The following is a 20,215-nucleotide window of genomic DNA, read 5'->3' on the forward strand; positions in this document are numbered from 1 at the left end:
TTTCGGGTCACATTATTCGATCATTCTAGAATGATGGGAGAAGTCGGATGAACGAGAAGACAGTTGCGATCATCGGGGCAGGGCCCGTCGGTCTCGCGGCGGCCGCGCACGTGCTCGAACGCGGCATGTCTCCCATCGTGCTCGAGGCGGGCAACGAGGCCGCTCATGCGGTCCGTCAATGGCAGCACGTGCAGCTGTTCTCGCCATGGGAATACAATGTCGACCAGGCGGCGGCGCGCCTGCTCGCGCCCACGGGGTGGAATTCGCCGGATCCAAGCGCCTATCCCACCGGCGGCGAGCTGATCGAGCGCTACCTCGCGCCGCTCGCGACGCGCACGAAGCTGCGCGATGTGATCCGGACGTCCAGTCGCGTCACGTCCATCAGCCGCGCAGGCTTCGACAAGGCCAAGACGAAGGGCAGGGAGCAGGCGCCGTTCGAGATCCGCTATCAGAACGGCAAAGGACCCGAGGTGCTGCGCGCCGATGCCGTCATCGACATCTCCGGCACTTGGTTCTCGCCCAATCCCGCCGGCAGCAACGGCCTGCCGGCCATTGGCGAACGCGAGCGCACGGACCGCATCGCCTATGGCATGCCGGATGTGCAGGGCACGGGTCGCGCGAGATATGCCGGCAAGACCGTCGCCGTGCTCGGTGCCGGTCATTCCGCCATCGGCACGCTGGTCGATCTCGTGCAACTCGCCGAAGAGGTGCCCGGCACGAAGCCCGTCTGGCTGTTGCGCGGCATTGAACCCGCCAAGGCCTTTGGCGGCGGCCGCAACGACAAGCTGGCCGCGCGTGGCGAGCTTGGCTCTGCCTTCGCAGCGCTCGTGGCCGCCGGCAAGATCGCGATCGAGGTCGGCTTTGGTGTCACGCACGTCTTGGACGCCGAAGGCCTTCTCAGGATCTCGGCGGGTGCCTGCTGCGGCGCGCGCAGCGTGGTGGCAGACGAGCTGATCGTCGCGACCGGATTTCGCCCCGATCTGTCGTTCCTCTCCGAGCTGCGGCTGCAGCTCGATCCGGCCATCGAGGCACCCGTTGCGCTCGCGCCGCTGATCGATCCCAACGAGCATAGCTGCGGCACGGTCCGTCCCCATGGTGCGCGCGAGCTTTCGCATGACGAGCCGGGCTTTTACATCGCCGGCATGAAATCCTACGGCCGTGCACCGACCTTCCTGATGGTGACCGGCTACGAACAGGTGCGCTCGATCGCCGCCGACATCGCTGGCGACAAGGCGGCTGCGGCCCGGGTCGAGCTCGTGTTGCCGGAGACCGGCGTCTGCACGCGAGGCGGCGTGGAGTCCACTGCCGCTTCCGGCTGCTGCGGTGGCCCCGCGACGGAAGACGTCTCGGCCTGTTGCGCCGCCGACGAAACCGCCAAGAAGGCCGGCGCTTCGGGGTGCGGCTGTTCATGACGCCACTGCCGGCGATCGGGCGGACGATACTCCCCGACTCGGCCTGACCCGTGCGCGCGGAGAGATCAGACCGAGCGGCCGGCCGCAAGCTCGCGCATGATCCACTCGGTGAACGCGCGGATGGGCCGGCGCTGCTGGCTTGCGCGTGGAAACACCAGATGATGGCCGACATAGCGGATATCGAGGGACCGTTTGGCGAGCGGTGCAACCAGCCGCCTTGTCGCGATCTCGCGTTCGGCCAGCCGGGTCGATTCCAGCGTCACGCCGAGGCCGCTTGAGGCCATCGCGATCGCCAGGAAGCTGCGATCGAAGCGCATGCCGTGAATGGCCGGCGCTTCGAGGCCGTTGGCGCTGAACCATTGATGCCACTGCACCTGCTTCACCTCGGAGCGGATCAGCACCTGGTCGAACAGATCCTTCGGCTTGCGGATCTTCTTTGCGAGTTCGGGCGTGCAGAGCGGCGTCACGGTCTCTTCGCCGAGTGACATCACCTCGACGCCCTCGGCCCTCGGCTGGCCGTAGACGATGTCGATGTCGAAATCGTCGTTGCTGAACCGGGCGTACTCGGTGCTGGCGGCGAGGCGGACCTCGAGATTGGGCTCGGCGGCCATGAAACGGGCGAGGCGAGGGGCGAGCCATTGGGCGGCGAAGCTCGGCGCGCAGTGCACCCTCAATAGTTGCGGACCGCGGCCGGCAACCTCCTCGATGCCGCGCCGCAAATTGTCGAACGCGGCACCGGCATGACGCATCAGGTTCTCGCCCGCCGGCGTCAAACGAATGGCGCGGGCGCTGCGTTCGAACAGGACGGTGCCCATCGCGCTTTCGAGCTTGCGAATGGCGTGGCTGACTGCGCTTGGGGTGAGATGAAGCTCGTTCGCCGCATCTCGGAACGAGCCGGTGCGCGCCGCCGCCTCGAAGGCGCGGATGGACGATATCGGGATGGACGATAGCAGCATCCGACAAGTGAACCAAATTCACCTATGCAAGACAACAGCGCGTTTGTGGGAAAAGCTGCGCCTGCATAATGAATGAGGTCAAGAACGCCGCGCCTGCGCGGTCTGCAAAAGCGATCCAGGGAGGAGCACATGCTGCTACGCGGCAAGACTGCCATCATCACCGGCGCGGCCTCGCCGCGGGGCATCGGCCTCGCCGCTGCCCGCCGTTTTGCAGCGGAAGGCGCCCGGGTCGCCATCCTCGATATCGACGGCCCGGCTGCGGAGGCTGCTGCGCGCGGCCTCGAACCGGCCGGCAGCGAGCCGCATCTCGGCCTTGCCTGCAACGTCGCCGACAAGCAGGCCTGCATCAAGGCCGTGGAAGCCGTGATGGCCAAATTCGGCCAGATCGACATCCTCATCAACAATGCCGGCGTCACCCAGCCGGTCAAGCTTCTCGATATCACGCCGGAAGATTGGGACCGCATCCAGGACGTCAACCTCAAGGGCATCCTGTTCCTGTCGCAGGCGGTCATCCCGCATATGCGCAAGCGCAGAAGCGGATCGATCGCATGCATGTCGTCGGTCTCGGCCCAGCGCGGCGGCGGCATTTTCGGCGGACCGCATTATTCGGCGGCAAAGGCCGGCGTACTCGGGCTCGCCAAGGCAATGGCGCGTGAATTCGGGCCCGACGGCATCCGCGTCAACTGCGTGACGCCGGGCCTGATCGGCACCGACATCACCGCCGGCAAGCTCACCGACGAGATGCGCGCGAAGATCCTCGAGGGCATCCCGCTCGGCCGGCTCGGCGAGGCCGTCGACGTCGCGGGCATCTACACCTTCCTCGCCTCCGACCTGTCGGCCTACGTCACCGGCGCGGTCATCGACGTCAACGGCGGCATGCTGATCCACTGAGCGGGCAGGGAGAGACGATCATGGCAACGCTCGCAAATGCGCCGACGCTGGCGCAGCGCGCCCGCAACATCCGCCGCAATGCCCTGCTGATGGGCGAGGTCCAGGGCCAAGGCTATATCGCCCAGGCGCTGGACATCGCCGACGTGCTGGCCGTCGCCTATTTTCACGCGATGCGATTTCGCGCCGAAGATCCCGCCTGGGAAGGCCGCGACCGTTTCCTGCTGTCGAACGGGCATTATGCGATCGCGCTCTATGCAGCCCTGATCGAGGCCGGGATCATTCCCGAGGCCGAGCTCGAAAGCTACGGCTTCGACGACAGCCGCCTGCCGATGTCCGGCATGGCCTCCTATACGCCGGGCATGGAGATGTCCGGCGGCTCGCTCGGTCTCGGCCTTGCCATCGCCGTCGGCATGGCGCTCGGGCTGAAGCGCAAGAAATCCACCGCACGCATCTTCACGCTGTTCTCCGACGGCGAGCTGGACGAAGGCTCCAAATGGGAGGCCATCATGTCGGCGGCCCACCACGAGCTCGACAACATCATCGCGATCGTCGACGTCAACAATCAGCAGGCCGACGGTCCGTCCGGGCAGATGCTCGGCTTCGAGCCGCTGGTCGACAAGCTGGAAGCGTTCGGCTGGTTCGTGCAGCGTGTCGACGGCAACGATCTCGACGCCGTCGTGGGCGCTTTCGATGCGGCGTTGGCGCATGCCGCACCGAAGCCGCGCATGATCGTCGCCGACACCTTGATGGGCAAGGGCGTTCCCTTCCTGGAGCAGCGCGAGAAGAACCATTTCATTCGGGTCGAGCCGCATGAATGGCAGCTCGCCCTGTCCGCCCTGAACGCGGGAGACCAGCCATGAAGCCCGAGGGATCGCCGCCATCAGGAAAGCCCAGGCTGACCACCTCGGCGATGATCGCCTCGATCGCGGCGGAAGGGCAGCGCACCAGGCCGGCTCCGTTCGGCCACGCGATGGTCGAACTCGCCCGCAGCCGCGAGGACGTCGTCGGCATGACCGCCGATCTCGGCAAATACACCGACCTGCATATCTTCGCGCAGGCCTTTCCCGATCGCTACTACCAGATGGGTATGGCCGAGCAGCTGCTGTTCGGCGCGGCCTCCGGCCTTGCGGCGGAAGGCTTCATGCCGTTCGCGACGACCTATGCGGTGTTCGCCTCGCGCCGGGCCTACGACTTCATCCACCAGACCATCGCGGAAGAAGACCGCAACGTGAAGATCGCCTGCGCGCTGCCCGGCCTGACCTCGGGCTACGGGCCGAGCCATCAGGCCGCCGAGGATCTCGCGCTGTTCCGCGCGATGCCCAACATGACGGTGATCGACCCCTGCGATGCGCACGAGATCGAGCAGATCGTGCCGGCCATCGCCGCGCATCGCGGGCCGGTCTATATGCGGCTGCTGCGCGGACAGGTGCCGCTGGTGCTCGACGAATACAATTACCGCTTCGAGCTCGGCAAGGCCGCGCTGCTGCGCGACGGCACCGATGTTCTGATCATCTCGTCGGGGATCATGACCATGCGCGCGCTGGAGGCGGCCCAGGCTCTCTCGAATGATCGCGTCAACGTAGCCGTCCTGCACGTGCCGACGATCAAGCCGCTCGACACCGAAGCGATCCTGCGCGAAGCGGGCAGGCCTCGCCGCCTCGTCGTCGTCGCCGAGAACCACACGGTGATCGGCGGCCTCGGCGAAGCCGTGGCGGCGCTGCTGATGCGCGCAGGCGTCCATCCCGCGTTCCGGCAGATCGGGCTTCCGGACGCGTTTCTCGCCGCCGGCGCACTGCCGACACTGCACGATCGCTACGGCATCTCGACCGCCGAAGTGACGCGGCAGATCAAGGAGTGGCTGCGCTGACAGCTGCCATTACGACGGTTGCGGCGGATAGCGGTCGAACGTCGGCAGTTCGTGCGCGCGCTCCATCCAGCGCAGGCGCTCGGCCACCTGGATGTGCATCATCGGCGGCACGGCGTCGGGATCGTCGTAGGTCGCGCTCTGGATGTCGATCATCCCCGGCAGGATGTCGGCATTGACGTAAAACAAGCCAGTGCCGCAGTCGCTGCAAAAGTGCCGCCGGCCATGCTCGGAGGAGCGATAGATCTTGGGCTCGCCCTTGGTCACCTTGAGCGCATTCTCGGTATACATCGTCCACCCGACGACTGGCGCGCCCGCGTGGAGCCGGCAGTCACGGCAGTGACACAGCGCGTGCACGATTGCCTCGCCCTCGACCTCATAGCGGATTGCGCCGCAGTGGCAGCCGCCAGTGATGGTGCTCATGCGTTCCTCCCGATCAAAGCAGATTGCCGGGATCGATAACGCCGCAGACTCGCAGCTTCAACGGCTCATCGCTGGTTGCGATTGCGTCCTACTGTCGCGTGACAGCTGCTGCCACATCGCTGACGTCAGGTTGATGCGGAGGACCTGTGAGTCCGGATCAAGCGGTGCTTCACCGTCTGCGCGATCGCGGCTGGCGCCTCGTCGGGGATGGCGAAGCAGGAGCTCGCGTTGATCTCGCACAGCACGTAGGTGTCGCGGCCGGCTGCATCCCGTGGCCCGTAGAGAAAGTCCGCATCCCAGATCACCGGAAGCGAGCCCTCGTCGATGCCGAGCGTCTCCATCATCCGCGGCGTCCATTCGTTCTCCATCGATCTCCGTAGGGCTGGAACGCCGGGGCATCCGGCCCGTGCATGATGCGCGGTCCCGGCTGCGCCTCAGGCGCATCGGGACCTTCCGGCGGCGGCGGGATCAGAGCCTTGATCAATTGATGCCCGAAGCCGGCAACCTTGGCTCCGCTCATGTAGCAGCGGATCATGCCGTCGGGCAGGCGAGCTTGATACGCCTGGTCGATGATGCAGCCGCCCCAGCCGAAATAGGGCTCGCAGCGCGCGATGAAGGCATCGAGCGGCATGTCCTCGGGCAGGCTGCCGCGCTGCGCATGCAGCACGCGTACGATGCCGTCGGCGTCGGATAGTAGCTCCACCTTCCAGACTCCCTGGCCGCCATTGCCGCGGTTCTGCTTCACCACGCGCGGGCTGCTCGCCTGCAGGCGTGAGGGAAATTCGGCACGGAATGCCGCAGCACTATCGTAGCGATGCGTGTCAGTGCCCCAGCCGAGATGTCGGGTTCGGTAGAGCACCTCCTTGACGCCCATCTTCAGGATGATGTCCGGATGTGCACTGATCCATGGTCCTTGCGCCGCGACGTCGTGCAGCAGGCCGTCAAGCTCGGCGCGCGTCTTGCCCTGATGAATCGGATCGACCCAAACGAGCACGCCGTCGACGCTGAGCAACTGGTCGCGAACCGCGTCGGCGACGCTCTCGTCGTAGATGACGGGTCGAGCCTCGATGCCGACGGCGGCGAGGGCTTCGAAGACGCGGACGAAGCGGCTGTTTTGCGGGGTCGCAACCCCGCGGGCGTCAGCATCTCCGCGCGAGAGGATGGCGACGATATTGCGGGATGAGGAGTGTCGTTCGGTGTCCATGCGCAAGCTCCACGTATTGCGTGCTGCGCAGAGCTTGGACCGAAGTCTCACGGGGAGTCTGCTTCGTCCCCACGCGTCCAATGTATGTGAAATCGCCCAGTCGTTTCAAGATGGAGATTGGCGCAGTCGGTTCGGAGAGTGAACTGTTTCGTGATGCGGTGTGACCATGCGCCGTCGACAGTTCAATCTTCAGGAGTTCAAGCGTTTTCCGATGCATCGCTGGCATCTTCCTCGTCGGCCTGGAGGATGGTTTCGGATAGCAGCGCGGCCGCTTTCTGAAGTGGACCTATGAACCGATCCAGTTCGGCGAAGCTCACGCGGGCCACGGGAACGGAGACGCCCAGGCACGCAATTAGTTCGCGATCCGGAGACAGGATCGGCACGGCGCAGCCAACGACCCCCCGCACATATTCTTCATTGGTCTTCGCCCAGCCGCGCTTGCGGGTTTCGTCGAGGACCTTCATCAGGCTTTCGATGTCGACGATGGTGGTCTCCGTGTATTTAGTGAGCGCGAGTGCATGGCACAGCTTCTCACGCGCGCGCTCCGGCAGCCGGCTCATGTAGATCTTGCCGGTCGAAGTGCAGTGGAGCGGCGCCGCTTCGCCCGGATTGAATTGGAGACCCTGCGGTTGCGAGACGCGAACACTGTCGACATAGGCAACGACATTGTCGCGCACGACGCCGATCTCGCATTGCTCGCCGATTTCGGCCGCGACTGCGCGCAGCACGGCGTGCCGGCGCGCAGTGCGGAAGGCCGCGCCGATCACCTTGGCCGACAGCGTGACCAGTTGATTGCCGACGACGTAGCGCTTTGTGCCCACGGCCTTCTGCAGAAGCCCGCGCTGCTCGAGATTCCCGATCAGCCGGTGAGCGGTCGGTAGCGGCAGAGCCAGCGCATTGGCGATTTCCGCGACTGAGACGGCTCTCACCTGACCGGCAACGTGGCCGACGATGGCGAATGCCCGGTCGAGCGGGCCGTCGGAATTGGCTTGTGGCATCTGTCCTCCGTGCGGATATAGAAATTATCATTTTTCGGAATAATTCCTATTGAAATATGAAAAACTTTCTCGACCGCGCTGGCGAGCTGCCCATATCGTTGGCGTTGCAGAACGGTGATCGGGATTTGTGCAGCGCGTCCATGCCTCTTCCGGGCGCGCTCATCAGGAGATTGGAATGTCTCGCCATTACGACGTCGATGCCGTGCGGAAGGAATTTCCAGCGGTCGAGCGCATCACCTATCTCGACTCCGGCTTCCAGACGCCGCTTGCACGTCCCGTCAGGGCGGCAATCGACCTCTTCCTTCGCGAGGGGTTTGAGACGGCCGGCCCGAAAAGCGTGTGGCTCGATCGGGTCGAGCAGACCCGGGAGAAGCTCGCGCGGTTTCTCGGCGTCGGCGCCGACGAGATCGCCTTCACCAAGAACACCTCGGAAAGCATGAACATCGCAGCCAATGCGCTGCCCCTGCGCGCCGGCGACAAGGTGCTGATGATCCATGGCGATCATCCCAACAATGCCTATGCCTTCCTCAACCTGCGGCGAAAGGGCGTGTCGGTCGACTTCGTGCCGATGACGGAGGTCGTGAACGCCGACAGCCTTCGTCGCTATGTCGATGCGAGCACGCGGGCGATCTCGATGTCGCAGGTGACGTTCCACGCCGGCCATCGTTTCGACGTCGAAAGCATCGGCGCGCTCTGCGCGGAGAAGGGGCTCTTTTTCGTCGTCGACGTGATGCAGGCGATCGGCGTCGTGCCGATCGACGCAAAAGCGATGCGCGCGACCTTCATCGGGTCGGGCAGCCACAAGGGCCTCCTCGTGCCACAAGGGCTTGGTCTCTTGGTCTGGGAAAAATCCAGGACCGAGCTGGAGCCCGCCTATCTCGCCGCCGCGAGCCTAGCGGAGGTCCCGGCCGATCTCATTGCCCGGCCGGAGAAGCTCGAACTCGCCGCGAGCGCGCGCCGCTTCGAGCTCGGCAACTTCAATCTTCCGGCGATCCACGCGCTTGGGGCCTCCCTGGACATGATCGAAGCGCTGGGCGTGCAGAACATTCAGAGCCATTGCTTCGATCTCGGCGATCATCTCATCGCCGGGCTCGACGCGCTGAACGTTGGTCTCGTCGGTCCGCGCGAGCGGCGGCACCGCGCGCCGCATATCTACGTCATCGCGCTGCCTGCTGCCGAATGGCTCGGCCATTTCGAGCAGAACGGCATTCGTGTGTCGCCGGAGCGCGACGGCATTCGCGTGTCGTTCGGAATGTTCAACACGTTCGCCGATGTCGATCGCCTGATCGATGTCATCAAGCGGCGCGGCGTGAAGCCGTCATTCAGGGCTGCCTAGACCGTTTTTCAGAAGGGGAGATGCACATGACTGGTTTTGCCCGTGTCTGGGGCGTTCTGTCCGGCCTTGCGGCCGCCGCCGCCTTTGCTGCACCGTCGATCGCGGCCGACAGTTCCACGCTCGCGAGGATCAAGTCGAGCGGGGCCATCACCATCGGTCATCGCGAGGCCTCCATTCCATTCTCCTATCTCGGTCCCGATCAAAAGCCGATAGGCTTCTCGCTCGATCTCTGCGCGGCGATCGTCGACAGGGTCAAGACGGAGCTGAATCTGCCTAATCTCGCCGTCAAATATACGCCGGTGAACTCGTCCAACCGGATCCCGCTCATTCAAAGCGGCACCATCGACATCGAGTGCGGCGGCACGGCGAACGACAGGAAGCGACAGGAGCAAGTTTCGTTCTCGGTCGCCACCTTCGTCAGCCAGCCGCGCTGGCTGGTCAAGACGGATAGCGGCCTGAAGACGGCCGGCGATCTCAAGGGCAAGACGATCGTCGTCACCCAGGGCTCGAATGCAGTCGGCTTTGCGCAGGGCGTGAACGCGAAGGAGCAGCTGGGCTTCAACATCGTGCAGGCGAAGGATCATGCCGAGTCCTTCCTGATGCTGAATACCGGCCGCGCGGCAGCCTTCATGGAGGACGACATCCTTCTTGCCGGCCTCAAGGCCGCAGCTCCGAAGCCAGATGCGCTGATCTTCCTCCCCGAGGGCTACGCCAAGATCTATTACGGCCTGATGTTCACCAAGGGCGATGCGCCCTTCAAGGCGCTGGTCGACGACGTCCTGTCTAAGCAGATGGCGTCGGGTCAGTTCGAAAAGACCTACGCGAAATGGTTCACGCGAGCGATTCCGCCCAAGGGGGAAAATCTCGCTTTCCCGCTGACGGACGAGCTGAAGCAACGGATCGCCCATCCAAGCGACGCGGTCGATTAGGCGGAGACCCACATCGCGGAATCTCTACGGGCTGATCCTCTCTCGCATCCGGAACTTCGAGGTGCGTCATGTTTTCAGTGCTTTTTGAACAGACGGCGGATGGGCAGCGCTATATCGACTGGCTGTTGTCGGGCCTCGGCTGGACCCTGGCTCTGGCTTTCTTCGGCTGGTGGATTGCCTTTGCGGTCGGGATCGTCGTCGGCATCGGCCGCACGGTGCAGAATCGGGCTGTCGCGGCGCTTGCGCGGCTCTATGTCGAGATCTTCCGCAACATCCCCGTCCTGGTGCAGATGTTCCTCTGGTATTTCGTCTTGCCGGAGATCCTTCCCACGGCGCTCGGAAATGCGATCAAGCAGATTCCACCGCCTTGGGGATCGTTCTTTCCGGCGCTGATCTGCCTCGGGCTCTACACCGCGGCCCGTATTGCCGAGCAGGTCCGTGCGGGGATCGAGGCTCTGCCGAGAGGACAGACAGAGGCGGCGAGCGCGCTTGGGCTCAGCCTGTATCTGACCTATCGCCACATCATCGTGCCGCAGGCGCTTCGTCTGATCGTGCCGAGCCTGACTAGCGAGGTGATGGGCATTTACAAGAACACCTCGGTCGCACTCACGATCGGACTGATGGAGTTGACGGCCCAGGCGCGCCAGATCAGCGAGGCGACGTTCCAGACCTTTACGGCCTTCGGCGCTGCAACGCTGATCTATCTCGCGCTGGCGCTGATCGCCTACCAGGGGATGGCCCTGATCGACAGGGCGGTGCGCATTCCCGGCACCACGCCAGCGGAGAATGCCGTCGAGCCGAGCCTCGCCGACGACGTCCAGAACGCCGAGGCCCTGCCCGAGGGGATGGAGATCGCGAAATGAACAGCCTCGACTTCTCGATCGTTCTTCAGGCGTGGCCCTATCTCTGGTCCGGCCTGCTGTTTTCGCTCGCGCTCACTGCGGTCGCCTTCGTGGTCGGCATGGTCCTCGGCACCTGCTTTGCGCTGTTGCAGCACTTCGAGGTGCCTGTGATCGGCAAGATCGTGCGCGGCTACATCGCCCTGGTCCGCTCGATCCCGCTGATCCTGGTCCTGTTCTGGTTCTTCTTCCTGGTGCCGATCGTGCTCGGTCATCTCGCCGGCAACGGCCGCCCGATCCCGATCGGCGCCACCTGGACGGCCTTCATCACCTTCGGTCTGTTCGAGGCCGCCTACTATTCGGAGATCATCCGCGTCGGCCTGCGCGCCGTGAACCGCGGGCAGTTCGAGGCGTGCCAGGCGCTGGCATTGTCGACCTTCGAGACGTATCGCAGCGTGATCCTGCCGCAGGTGCTCCGCGTGGCGAGCCCGATCATCCTGAGCCAGACCATCATCCTGTTCCAGGACACCTCGCTGGTCTACGTGCTCTCGCTCACCGACCTGCTCGGCGCAGCCTCGAAGCTTGCGCAGCTCAACGGCCGTCTCGTCGAGATGTATCTCGTGATCGTCGTGGTCTATCTCGCGATCAGTTCGGCGGCATCGCAAGGCGTCGTGTTGCTGCGCAAGCGCTATGCGATTGCCGGAACGCGCCAATGAGTGAGCGTACGAGACGTCCTGGTCCGGGGAGACGAAAATGGTTCAGCGCGCCGCCATCAACGAGACGAGCCGGTCACCGGCCATCGTCGCCGTAGAGGGGGTAGTGAAGCGGTTCGGCCGCTTCACGGCCCTGAACGATATCCATCTGAACGTGAGAGCAGGGGAGAAAATCGTCCTTTGCGGTCCTTCGGGCTCGGGCAAGTCGACCCTGATCCGTTGCATCAATCACATCGAAAAGCATGATGCCGGCCGGATCATGGTCGATGGCGTCGAGCTGACCGACCGGATGGCGGACATCAACAGCATCCGCCGCGAGATCGGCATGGTGTTCCAGAGCTTCAACCTGTTTCCGCATCTGTCGATCGCCGAGAACTGCATGCTGGCGCCGATGAAGGTGCGCGGCCTGTCGCGCCCGGAGGCGCGCGAGCGCGCGCTCGGCTTTCTCCGCAAGGTGCGCATCCACGATCAGGCGGAGAAATATCCGGGACAGCTCTCCGGCGGCCAGCAGCAGCGTGTCGCCATCGCGCGCGCCCTCTGCATGCAGCCGAAGATCATGCTGTTCGACGAGCCGACCTCCGCGCTCGATCCCGAGATGGTCAAGGAGGTGCTCGACATCATGGTCGAGCTCGCGCGGGACGGGATGACCATGGTCTGCGTCACGCATGAGATGGGCTTTGCCCGCGAAGTCGCCGACCGGGTGGTGTTCATGGACCGCGGGTCCATCGTCGAAGAGTCGGATCCCGAAACCTTCTTCCGCGCGCCCAGCACGGAGCGGGCGAGGGATTTCCTCGGCCAGATCATTCATTGATCGGGCGCGATGCTGTTCGCGAGCATGCCGGGTGTTTTGCCCGACGTGTCAAACAAGCAAACACAGCTTGGCTTCGCATATCCCTCTCGAAGAGCGAATGATTTCAGCGCCTTCGCTACTGTGCATGGGGTTGTTTTCGCGCGTTTTATTTTGCGCGGCCAAAGAACCGTTCGTCAGCGCCGGCGCGGCGCCTCGGCCTTGGCGGGCGCCTCGGTCTGCGGCGCGCAGGTCGCAGCCTGAAGCGAGCTTTGCGCCTGCTGCATCAGGCCCGGCTCGGGGGCGAGCGCCTTCATCAGGATCAGGCCGGTCGCGGTCGGGGAATCGATGATCAGGCGGTCGGCCGCGGTGACCTCCTCGTCCTCGGGCAGCTCGCTGTGCTGCGCTTCCGTCATCAGGTCGAGCTCGATCACCTTGCGGCCGGCCGAGCGGTCGTTGATGGCGTAATAGGCGATCTCGTTGCGGGTGTAGAACGACACCGAGGTGTAGGCCTGGCTCACCGGCACCGTGAGCTTGATCGGCCCGTTCGAGAGGTCGTAGCGGCAGATCGCCAGCGCAAAGGCCGGATCCATGAACGGCATCGGTGAGGTCTGCGGATCGGCGAGGGGAAGCTGGGTGACGCCGTTGAGTTTCGTCATCGGCGTCAGCCGCGAATAGGCATCCTGCGTCGCGATCCGCGGCAGCGCCAGCACGCTGACGAGATGGACCACGAGGCCGAGGACAATGCCGGCGACGATGGTGAACAGCAGCCGGATCATGAGCAGCCCACCGTGGTGATCGTGGGCATCGGCGCATCGCGCTGGGTGCGCGTGGCGACGCCGACCGGCGTGTCGTAGAGACGCAGCATCAGGGCGTAGCGTTCGATGCCGCCGGTCGGCAGCCAGTTGCCGGCGCGCGAGCGCGAGGCGATGCGGATCTCGAACGAGCCGTCCGACTGGCGCACGATCTCCTGGCTGGTGAAGCCGTAGCGCTGGAGCGAATTGGCGACGAGATGGCCCTTGCGGTCGTAGAGCGTCAGCGTCCAGAACCGCGCCGGCGGCGTCACGCCGGAGACCACCACATCGCAGCGGCCGTCGAGCGCCTTCTTCTTGTCGTCGGTGGTCGCGGTGAAGGCGACGCCGTCACCAGTGCCGATCGGCAGCTCGCCGTTGCGCACGATGGTGGCGCGCGAATAGGGGTCGACGTCGGCGGTGCCGGTGCGCGGGCGCGCGGTCCAGGGGCCGATGGTCAGTGCGCCGATATCGGTGCCGCGCGTCGTCGTCATCCAGGTGGTGCCGACGCCGACCACGCCTGCGAGAAGGAGCGCCGTCAATGTGATCAGGATCAGCCGCACGGGTTTCGATCAGTTCTTGCGCGGGGCGGAGGCGTTGGCGTTCTCTTCCGCATAATTCTGCGGGAAGGCGAGCGCGCTGTTCGACGAAGACGGCTTGGCCGGATTGGCGTCGGCGGCCGACGATTTGTTCGCGGTCCTGGCCGCGTCATCCAGCAGCTTCTCGACGCGCACCAGGATGTCGGCGCCGCGCTTGGTTAGGATGGGCGGCGGACCCGGCTTGGTCTCCAGCACCTTCGGTCCCGCATTGGCCTGCGCGTTGCTGACATGCTGCGGCGGCAGCTTCTGGCCCATGCCGATGCCGGGGATCTCCCGGACCTCGACGCCCTGATGCGCCACCAGCATGATGTCGTGCCAGGTCTGCGCCGGCAGCGAGCCGCCGGTCATGCGGTTGGTTGGCGAATAGTCGTCGTTGCCGTACCACACCGCGCAGGTGAAATTGCCGGTGTAGCCGACGAACCAGGCGTCGCGATACGCATTGGTCGTGCCGGTCTTGCCTGCGGTCGGAATGCCGTCCAGCGCTGCGCGGCGCGCGGTGCCTTCGCTGACGACGTGGCTCATCATGCCCGCCATGTCGGCGGCGACCGAGGCGGGGATCGCCTGCCGCGGCTTCGGCCCGTCGCGGTCCCAGCGCCAGACGAGATCGCCGGCGCCGGTGCGCACCTCCAGCACGGCATGCGGCGTCACCGCCTTGCCGCGGTTGGGGAAGGTCGCATAGGCGACCGCGTGCTCGAGCACGGTGACTTCGTCCGAGCCGATCGGCAGCGACGGCGTATCGGGCAGCGGCGCCTTGATGCCGAAACGGCGGGCGACCTCGACGATCTTGCCGCGGCCGACCTTGGCCGGGTTCGGCGCCTTGGGCTCGTTCTTCCGGCCGATCTCGATCGACAGCTTCACCGGCACGACGTTGATCGAGCGCGTGATCGCTTGCGTCAACGTCACCGAGCCGGAATAGGAATGGCCATAGTTCTGCGGACACCAATTGCCGATGCAGACGGGACCGTCGACCACGATCGAATTCGGCGTGTAGCCGTTCAGCAGTGCCGCGGTGTAGACATAGGGTTTGAACGAGGAGCCGGGCTGGCGATAGGCGTCGGTGGCGCGGTTGAACTGGCTGGCGCCATAGTCGCGGCCGCCGACCATGGCGCGGATTCCGCCGTCGAGATCGGCGACGACGGTCGCCGCCTGCGTCGCGTGATAGTCGCGGCCGAACTGGCGCAGCTGGTTCTCGACCGCATCCTCGGCGGCCTTCTGCACGGTGGCGTCGATCGCGGTGCGGACCACGAAGACGCGCTCGGTGTAGGATTTCGGGAAGGTGTCGACCAGCTTGCGCATCTCGTCGAAAGCGTAGTCGAGATAATAGTTCGGCGAGGCCTCGTCGCGGCGATCGACCGCGAAGGCCGGATTGCGGCGGGCGCCGAACACCTGGCCCTCGGTCATGAAGCCGGCATCGACGAGGTTGTCGAGCACGACGTTGGCGCGGGCGCGGGCCGCGGGCAGGTTGATGTGGGGAGCGTATTTCGTCGGCGCCTTGAACAGGCCGGCGAGCATCGCCGCTTCCGCCAAGGTCACGTCGCGCGCCGATTTGTTGAAGTAGAAATGCGCAGCGCCGTCGACGCCGAAGGTGCCGCCGCCCATATAGGCGCGGTCGAGATAGAGCTTGAGGATCTCGTTCTTGGTCAGGCGCCATTCCAGCCAGATCGCGAGGAAGGCCTCGTTGACCTTGCGCTCGATCGTGCGCTCGTTGCTCAGGAACAGGTTCTTGGCGAGCTGCTGGGTGATCGAGGAGCCACCCTGACGGACACCGCCGGCCTGGGCGTTGGTGACGAGCGCGCGCGCGGTGCCGGCGATATCGATGCCGAAATGGTCGTAGAAGCGGCGGTCCTCGGTCGCCAGCGTCGCCTTGATCAGCACGTCCGGAAAATCTTCCAGCGGGATCGAGTCGTTGTGCTTGATGCCGCGGCTGCCGATCGGGTTGCCGTAGCGGTCGAGGAAGCTCACGGCGAGGTCGGACTTCTTCAGCCAGTCCTCGTCCGCGGTCTCGCGGAAGGCGGGGATCGCGAGCGTCAGCATCACGACCAGGCCGCCGAGGCCGAGGGTCGCGGCTTCCGACAGCGGCTCGATGAACACCCAGCGCTTCCAGCGTCCGACATAGAATCGGTCCATGAAGGTCGAGTAGCGTTCGTAGAGCTCGCGGATGCCCTTGGCCGAGGAGAACAGCGAGGAGTCGATGCGCGCATCGAGATCCAGGAAGAAATTCCGGATCCTCTGCTTCCAATGCGGTGGTATGATCTGGCGCACCTAGAACCCTTGCGGCTTGCTTCGAAAGCGTTCAAGCACCCGGCCGGGGCGGCATCGAGACGTCTTGCGGGTATGTTGCGGCAAACCCAAGGCGCCCGGTACGCGTCCGAGGGGGACCCAGCGTTCCTTCTAGCCGAGCAGGGCCTATAAACCAATGGCCACGCTCGCGATTTTGAACAACAGGCCTAATTGCCCCCGGGTCATTACGGGCCTTGCGGGGGCGTTGCTTGCAACGTTCCCGACGCACGCCCTAGATGGCGGTGCCGTAGCTCTTTCGAACTCTTGTTGAGGCGCATGACCGCAGCTCCCAAGCGACCTTCCGGCCAGGAAGGATTCTTCTGGAAAACCAAGACGTTGGAACAGATGTCTGGGGACGAATGGGAAAGCCTGTGCGACGGCTGCGGCCGCTGCTGCCTGAACAAACTCGAGGACGAGGACACCGGCGATATCTATTTCACCCATATCGGCTGCAAGCTGCTCGATGGCGCCAGCTGTGCCTGCAAGGACTACCCGAATCGCTCCGACAAGGTTCCGGACTGCGTCCGCCTGACTCCCACCAATGTCCGCACCCTGAACTGGCTGCCGCCGAGCTGCGGCTACAAGCTCGTCGCCGAGGGACGCGACCTCTATTGGTGGCACCCGCTGGTGTCGGGCGATCCCAACACGGTGCATGAGGCCGGTGTCTCCGTGCGCGGCCGGGTCGAGGGCAGCGAGGATGAGATCCCGGACGAGGAGCTCGAGGACCACATCGTGCAATGGCCGGGGACCTTGCCGAAACGGGCCCGCCTGAAGCGACGTCCAAAGGACTGATCCGCCGTGCTGACCTGATCACGTGTTCGGGATGACCCTGCGATGGGATGCACCCATGCGCCGCGGTGCCTGCCTGGGGAAGTCTTTGCTGTCTACATTGGGCTGCATAGAACGAATCCTTCGCGGCGTTGCGCCGCCTCACGACGTCCGATCGAGATGAACAAGTTCGACCGGCAGAGCAGTTCTGCCGACATCCAGGCGTTGCCCGACGATATCGCCGAAGAGCTGTCCCGGCTTCCGAGCGAGGTCATCAGCGTCGATGACGCGCCCTCCATCGCCCCGCCGGTGCCGCTCTCGCAGGACGAGGTCCGCACCATCGTCATCAGCCTGATGCTGACGATGTTCCTGGCCGCGCTCGACCAAACCATCGTGGCGACCGCGCTGCCGACCATCGGCCGCCAGTTCCAGGACGTCTCCAACCTGTCCTGGGTGATCACCGCCTATCTGCTCGCCTCGACTGCGGTCGCGCCGGTGTTCGGCACGCTCAGCGACATCTATGGCCGCAAGGCCATGATCATCACGTCCCTCAGCCTGTTCGTTGCGGGCTCCGTGCTGTGCGCGATCGCGCCGAACATGCCGATGCTGATCCTGGCGCGCGGCCTTCAGGGCCTTGGCGGCGGCGGCATCATGCCGGTGGTGCAGACCGTAATCTCCGACGTCGTGAGCCCGCGCGAACGCGGGCAATATCAGGCCTACTTCTCCAGCGTCTGGATGGTCGGAGGCATTCTCGGCCCGGTCATCGGCGGCGTGTTCGCCGAGCATCTGCACTGGTCGATGATCTTCTGGATCAACCTGCCGCTTTCGGCCGCCGCGATCGCGCTGCTGCTGCCGAAGATGAAGAAGATCCCGGTGTTCCACCGCAGGCGCAAGGTCGATTGGCTCGGCGGCGTGTTGCTGATGGCCTCCGCCGTCGTCTTCATGCTGGTGCTGACCTGGGGCGGCACACGCTATCCGTGGCTGTCGCCGACCGTGCTGGCGATGGTCGGCGGTGCGGTCGCGCTCGCCGTCAGCTTCGTCTGGCACGCGCGCCGGGCGGACGAGCCGTTCCTGCCGCTGCCGCTGCTCGGCGGACGCGTCGTGCCGTTCGGGCTGATGGCCGGCGGTTGCGCGCTCGGCGCGATCACGGGCCTCACGGTCCAGCTCCCGCTCTATTACGAATCCGTCTATCAGCTCAGCGCCAGCGAGGCGGGCCTTGCTCTGATCCCGCTGGCGGCCGTCTCCACCTGCGGCGCAGCCATCGCCGGCCGCACCATGGCGCGGGCCAAGCACTACAAGCGCGTCGCCATCGTCGGCACGTCCTGGGCCGCGCTGTGCGGTCTCGGCCTCACCCTGACGACGCTGCCGCTTTGGGGCCTCTTGACGCTGATGGCGGCCTTTGCGCTCGGCCTCGGCACCACCTTCCCGGTCTGCGTGGTCTCAGTGCAGAATTCGGTCGCGCGGCCGCAGGTCGGCACCATCACCGGCGCGTTGAACTTCTTCCGCTCGCTGATGTCATCCTTCACGGTCGCGGCTTTCGCGGCCATCCTGCTGATCGCGCTCGGTGCCGACATTCCGCTCGGCGAGCATCATGCTGCCGGCAGCGTCGCAATTCCCGCCGAGGACATGCGGCACGCGTTCCGTTACGTCTTCGGCGCCGCCACGGCATTGATGACCGCTGCTGCACTCTGCCTGATCGCGATGGAGGAGCGGCCGCTGGCGGGTCCCTCCACCTCGCAGCCGGCCGAGATGGCGGAGTAGGGCTAGCCGCCCCGATCGGCGTAGGGCTCGTCGGCGACGTTGCTCCCGGCCGCTTTTCGCGCCGTCGTCGCAAGATGAGATTTGAGTTGCGCAAGCGCTTCGGTGGACCAATCATGGACGTCGGTGACGGCGACCCAGGCATCGACGTAATGCTCGGGCGCGTAGACATGGCCGAAGCCCATCGGAGTATGGGTCGCGACCGCCATGTCGAGTGCAAGCTGCAGCATGGTCACGATGGGATACCATCGCAGCTCGGGCGAGACGTCCGGTCCGCGCGGGGCCGCCATCCAGGCTGGCGCCCGATAGGCGTCGCGGTAGGCGAAGAACGTGATCGCATCGCTGGCATATTGCAGATAGACGACGCGCATCGGGCCCCAGGGCGCATCCGGCGGCACCGTCGGTCCGTCCTGGTTCATGAAGCGGACGAAGCGGCTGTCGCGGAATTCCGGCAGCCAGGCCGGCGTGCCCAGATTGCGGCTTTCAGTGATTGAGCGCCAGATCCGGCTTTCGAACGGCGCCCCGCTCCACAGCGCGCCGGCGATCGGATCGCCGATCGTCTCGAACAGCTCCGCGGATTTTTCCGAGTTCATGGCGCCGAGACTCAGTCCATGCAGGTACAGTTTCGGCCGCTTATCCTTCGGCAGCGTCGTCCAGTAGCCGTAGATTTCCGCGAACAGCGCGCGCGCCGCTTCGGCACCGTATTCCGGCTGAAACAGCAGCGACAGCGGACTGTTGAGATAGGAGTACTGCATCGCCACGCTCGCGACATCGCCATGGTGGAGATATTCGACCGTATCCATCGCGGACGGATCGATCCAGCCAGTGCCGGTCGGCGTGACGACGATCAGCAGTTTGCGTTCAAAGCCGCGCTGGCGCTTGAGTTCATCGAGCGCAAGCCTGGCGCGCGCCTGCGCCGTGTCGCGGCTGCCGAGCCCCACATAGACCCGCACGGGGTCCTGCGCAGGCCGTTCCGTGACGGCGCTGATCTCGGCCGCGGTCGAGCCTGAGGCAATGAACCGGCGCCCCATGCGCCCGAGCTCTTGCCACTTCACCAGCGATGCCGGGCTCCCGGTCCGATTCGACGCGGTCGGCTGCGGCCGTTCGGGCTCGAGCCGGACGTCGAGTTCGCGGAAGGAGGAGTCGAGTGCGTTGAATGCCATGCGGACCAGGACATTGCTGGCGATCGACCAGAACAGCAGGCCTGCGGCGATCACGCCAATGACGTTCGCGACCTTCCGGGGAATGACGCGTCTCGTGCGCGCAGCAACGACGTGGGCGACAAGGGCGAACAGTCGCCCCAGCACCAGCAGCACTGCGAATGTGATCAGGGCGATCGCGCAGACCTTGAGCGGGTGTGCGGTCTCGACCGGGGCCATCGCCATCACGGCGCGGATCGAGTTCTGCCAATCGGCGGCGCGCCACAGGAAGACGATGACGACGAGCAAGCAGGCGGCCGCGACAAGCTCATTCGCAATCGATCTCGCGCGCGCCGAAGGCTCGGGCAATTCGAGATAGTGCCACAGCCGCCGCCACAGGATTCCGGCGAAATAGCCGATCGCAAAGCAACCCCCGGCGAGGATGCCTTGCGTGAGATAGCTCCGCGGGATCAGCGTCGGCGTCAGCGCGGCCGCGAAGAACAGCGCGCCAAGCATGAGGCCGACGCC

At 65.1% G+C, this 20,215-nt stretch carries 18 protein-coding genes and 1 pseudogene; 11 read left to right on the forward strand and 8 right to left on the reverse strand.

Annotation, left to right across the window (positions count from 1 at the left end; all coding sequences use genetic code 11):
• Positions 1-47: 47 nt before the first annotated feature.
• Entirely contained in the window at positions 48-1,412 is a 1,365-nt protein-coding gene (locus BCCGELA001_RS13925) for an NAD(P)-binding domain-containing protein (RefSeq protein ID WP_060735568.1), read from the forward strand.
• A 65-nt stretch (positions 1,413-1,477) separates the two neighbouring features.
• Here BCCGELA001_RS13925 and BCCGELA001_RS13930 read toward each other — a convergent pair whose 3' ends face one another.
• Entirely contained in the window at positions 1,478-2,365 is an 888-nt protein-coding gene (locus tag BCCGELA001_RS13930) for a LysR substrate-binding domain-containing protein (RefSeq protein ID WP_060737645.1), read from the reverse strand.
• 132 nt (positions 2,366-2,497) lie between these two features.
• Here BCCGELA001_RS13930 and BCCGELA001_RS13935 point away from each other — a divergent pair, with 132 nt between their 5' ends.
• Genes BCCGELA001_RS13935 through BCCGELA001_RS13945 form a run of 3 tightly spaced genes read left to right on the forward strand, consistent with a single transcriptional unit; the run spans position 2,498 to position 5,126 of the window.
• On the forward strand, positions 2,498-3,259 hold the full coding sequence (locus BCCGELA001_RS13935) for an SDR family NAD(P)-dependent oxidoreductase (RefSeq protein ID WP_008553651.1): 762 nt from the start codon (positions 2,498-2,500) through the stop codon (positions 3,257-3,259).
• A 20-nt stretch (positions 3,260-3,279) separates the two neighbouring features.
• On the forward strand, positions 3,280-4,119 hold the full coding sequence (locus BCCGELA001_RS13940) for a transketolase (protein WP_008553654.1): 840 nt from the start codon (positions 3,280-3,282) through the stop codon (positions 4,117-4,119).
• Positions 4,116-5,126 (forward strand): transketolase family protein, encoded by a 1,011-nt coding sequence (locus tag BCCGELA001_RS13945; protein ID WP_144441294.1) that lies wholly within the window; start codon positions 4,116-4,118, stop codon positions 5,124-5,126. The genes BCCGELA001_RS13940 and BCCGELA001_RS13945 overlap by 4 nt, the downstream gene beginning before the upstream one ends.
• A 9-nt stretch (positions 5,127-5,135) precedes the next feature.
• Here BCCGELA001_RS13945 and BCCGELA001_RS13950 read toward each other — a convergent pair whose 3' ends face one another.
• The 3 genes and pseudogenes from BCCGELA001_RS13950 to BCCGELA001_RS13960 form a co-directional block, all read right to left on the reverse strand.
• Positions 5,136-5,546 carry a GFA family protein gene (locus BCCGELA001_RS13950; RefSeq protein WP_008553665.1) on the reverse strand — a complete coding sequence of 137 codons (411 nt, stop codon included), beginning with the start codon at positions 5,544-5,546 and terminating at the stop codon, positions 5,136-5,138.
• A gap of 125 nt (positions 5,547-5,671) precedes the next feature.
• Positions 5,672-6,750, reverse strand: a pseudogene (locus BCCGELA001_RS13955) (Cj0069 family protein).
• A 197-nt stretch (positions 6,751-6,947) separates the two neighbouring features.
• Positions 6,948-7,748, reverse strand: coding sequence for an IclR family transcriptional regulator (locus tag BCCGELA001_RS13960; RefSeq protein WP_008553668.1), 801 nt, complete (start codon positions 7,746-7,748; stop codon positions 6,948-6,950).
• A gap of 175 nt (positions 7,749-7,923) precedes the next feature.
• On the opposite strand from BCCGELA001_RS13960, the gene BCCGELA001_RS13965 reads away from it, so the two are divergent.
• From BCCGELA001_RS13965 to BCCGELA001_RS13985, 5 genes are all read left to right on the forward strand, one after another.
• Positions 7,924-9,084: an aminotransferase class V-fold PLP-dependent enzyme gene (locus tag BCCGELA001_RS13965; protein WP_193409775.1), complete on the forward strand. Its 1,161-nt coding sequence runs from the start codon at positions 7,924-7,926 to the stop codon at positions 9,082-9,084.
• Positions 9,085-9,104: 20 nt separating this feature from the next.
• Complete coding sequence (locus BCCGELA001_RS13970; protein ID WP_144441295.1) at positions 9,105-10,013, forward strand: amino acid ABC transporter substrate-binding protein; 909 nt, start codon at positions 9,105-9,107, stop codon at positions 10,011-10,013.
• A gap of 68 nt (positions 10,014-10,081) precedes the next feature.
• A complete protein-coding gene (locus tag BCCGELA001_RS13975; RefSeq protein ID WP_060735572.1) occupies positions 10,082-10,876 on the forward strand; it encodes an amino acid ABC transporter permease in 795 nt (264 codons plus the stop codon).
• Complete coding sequence (locus tag BCCGELA001_RS13980) at positions 10,873-11,568, forward strand: amino acid ABC transporter permease (RefSeq protein ID WP_060735573.1); 696 nt, start codon at positions 10,873-10,875, stop codon at positions 11,566-11,568. The genes BCCGELA001_RS13975 and BCCGELA001_RS13980 overlap by 4 nt, the downstream gene beginning before the upstream one ends.
• A 37-nt stretch (positions 11,569-11,605) precedes the next feature.
• A complete protein-coding gene (locus BCCGELA001_RS13985; protein ID WP_060735574.1) occupies positions 11,606-12,376 on the forward strand; it encodes an amino acid ABC transporter ATP-binding protein in 771 nt (256 codons plus the stop codon).
• Between the two features lie 173 nt (positions 12,377-12,549).
• On the opposite strand, the gene BCCGELA001_RS13990 is transcribed toward BCCGELA001_RS13985, so the two are convergent.
• From BCCGELA001_RS13990 to BCCGELA001_RS14000, 3 genes are read right to left on the reverse strand one after another with little or no spacing between them, the layout of a single operon-like run.
• On the reverse strand, positions 12,550-13,131 hold the full coding sequence (locus BCCGELA001_RS13990; RefSeq protein ID WP_008553699.1) for a DUF1254 domain-containing protein: 582 nt from the start codon (positions 13,129-13,131) through the stop codon (positions 12,550-12,552).
• Positions 13,128-13,706, reverse strand: a complete 579-nt coding sequence (locus BCCGELA001_RS13995) for a DUF1214 domain-containing protein (protein ID WP_008553700.1) — start codon at positions 13,704-13,706, stop codon at positions 13,128-13,130. The genes BCCGELA001_RS13990 and BCCGELA001_RS13995 overlap by 4 nt, the downstream gene beginning before the upstream one ends.
• A gap of 9 nt (positions 13,707-13,715) precedes the next feature.
• Positions 13,716-16,004, reverse strand: coding sequence for a transglycosylase domain-containing protein (locus BCCGELA001_RS14000; protein WP_060735575.1), 2,289 nt, complete (start codon positions 16,002-16,004; stop codon positions 13,716-13,718).
• A 294-nt stretch (positions 16,005-16,298) separates the two neighbouring features.
• Between BCCGELA001_RS14000 and BCCGELA001_RS14005 the strand changes: the two genes are divergently transcribed.
• On the forward strand, positions 16,299-16,814 hold the full coding sequence (locus BCCGELA001_RS14005) for a YcgN family cysteine cluster protein (RefSeq protein WP_008553715.1): 516 nt from the start codon (positions 16,299-16,301) through the stop codon (positions 16,812-16,814).
• Between the two features lie 156 nt (positions 16,815-16,970).
• On the forward strand, positions 16,971-18,551 hold the full coding sequence (locus BCCGELA001_RS14010; RefSeq protein WP_060735576.1) for an MDR family MFS transporter: 1,581 nt from the start codon (positions 16,971-16,973) through the stop codon (positions 18,549-18,551).
• Between the two features lie 2 nt (positions 18,552-18,553).
• Here the strand turns inward: BCCGELA001_RS14010 and BCCGELA001_RS14015 are convergent, their stop codons facing one another.
• Positions 18,554-20,203, reverse strand: coding sequence for an alpha/beta hydrolase (locus BCCGELA001_RS14015; protein WP_060737646.1), 1,650 nt, complete (start codon positions 20,201-20,203; stop codon positions 18,554-18,556).
• Between the last annotated feature and the right edge of the window lie 12 nt (positions 20,204-20,215).

This window comes from Bradyrhizobium sp. CCGE-LA001 (assembly GCF_000296215.2).
Classification (GTDB): domain Bacteria; phylum Pseudomonadota; class Alphaproteobacteria; order Rhizobiales; family Xanthobacteraceae; genus Bradyrhizobium.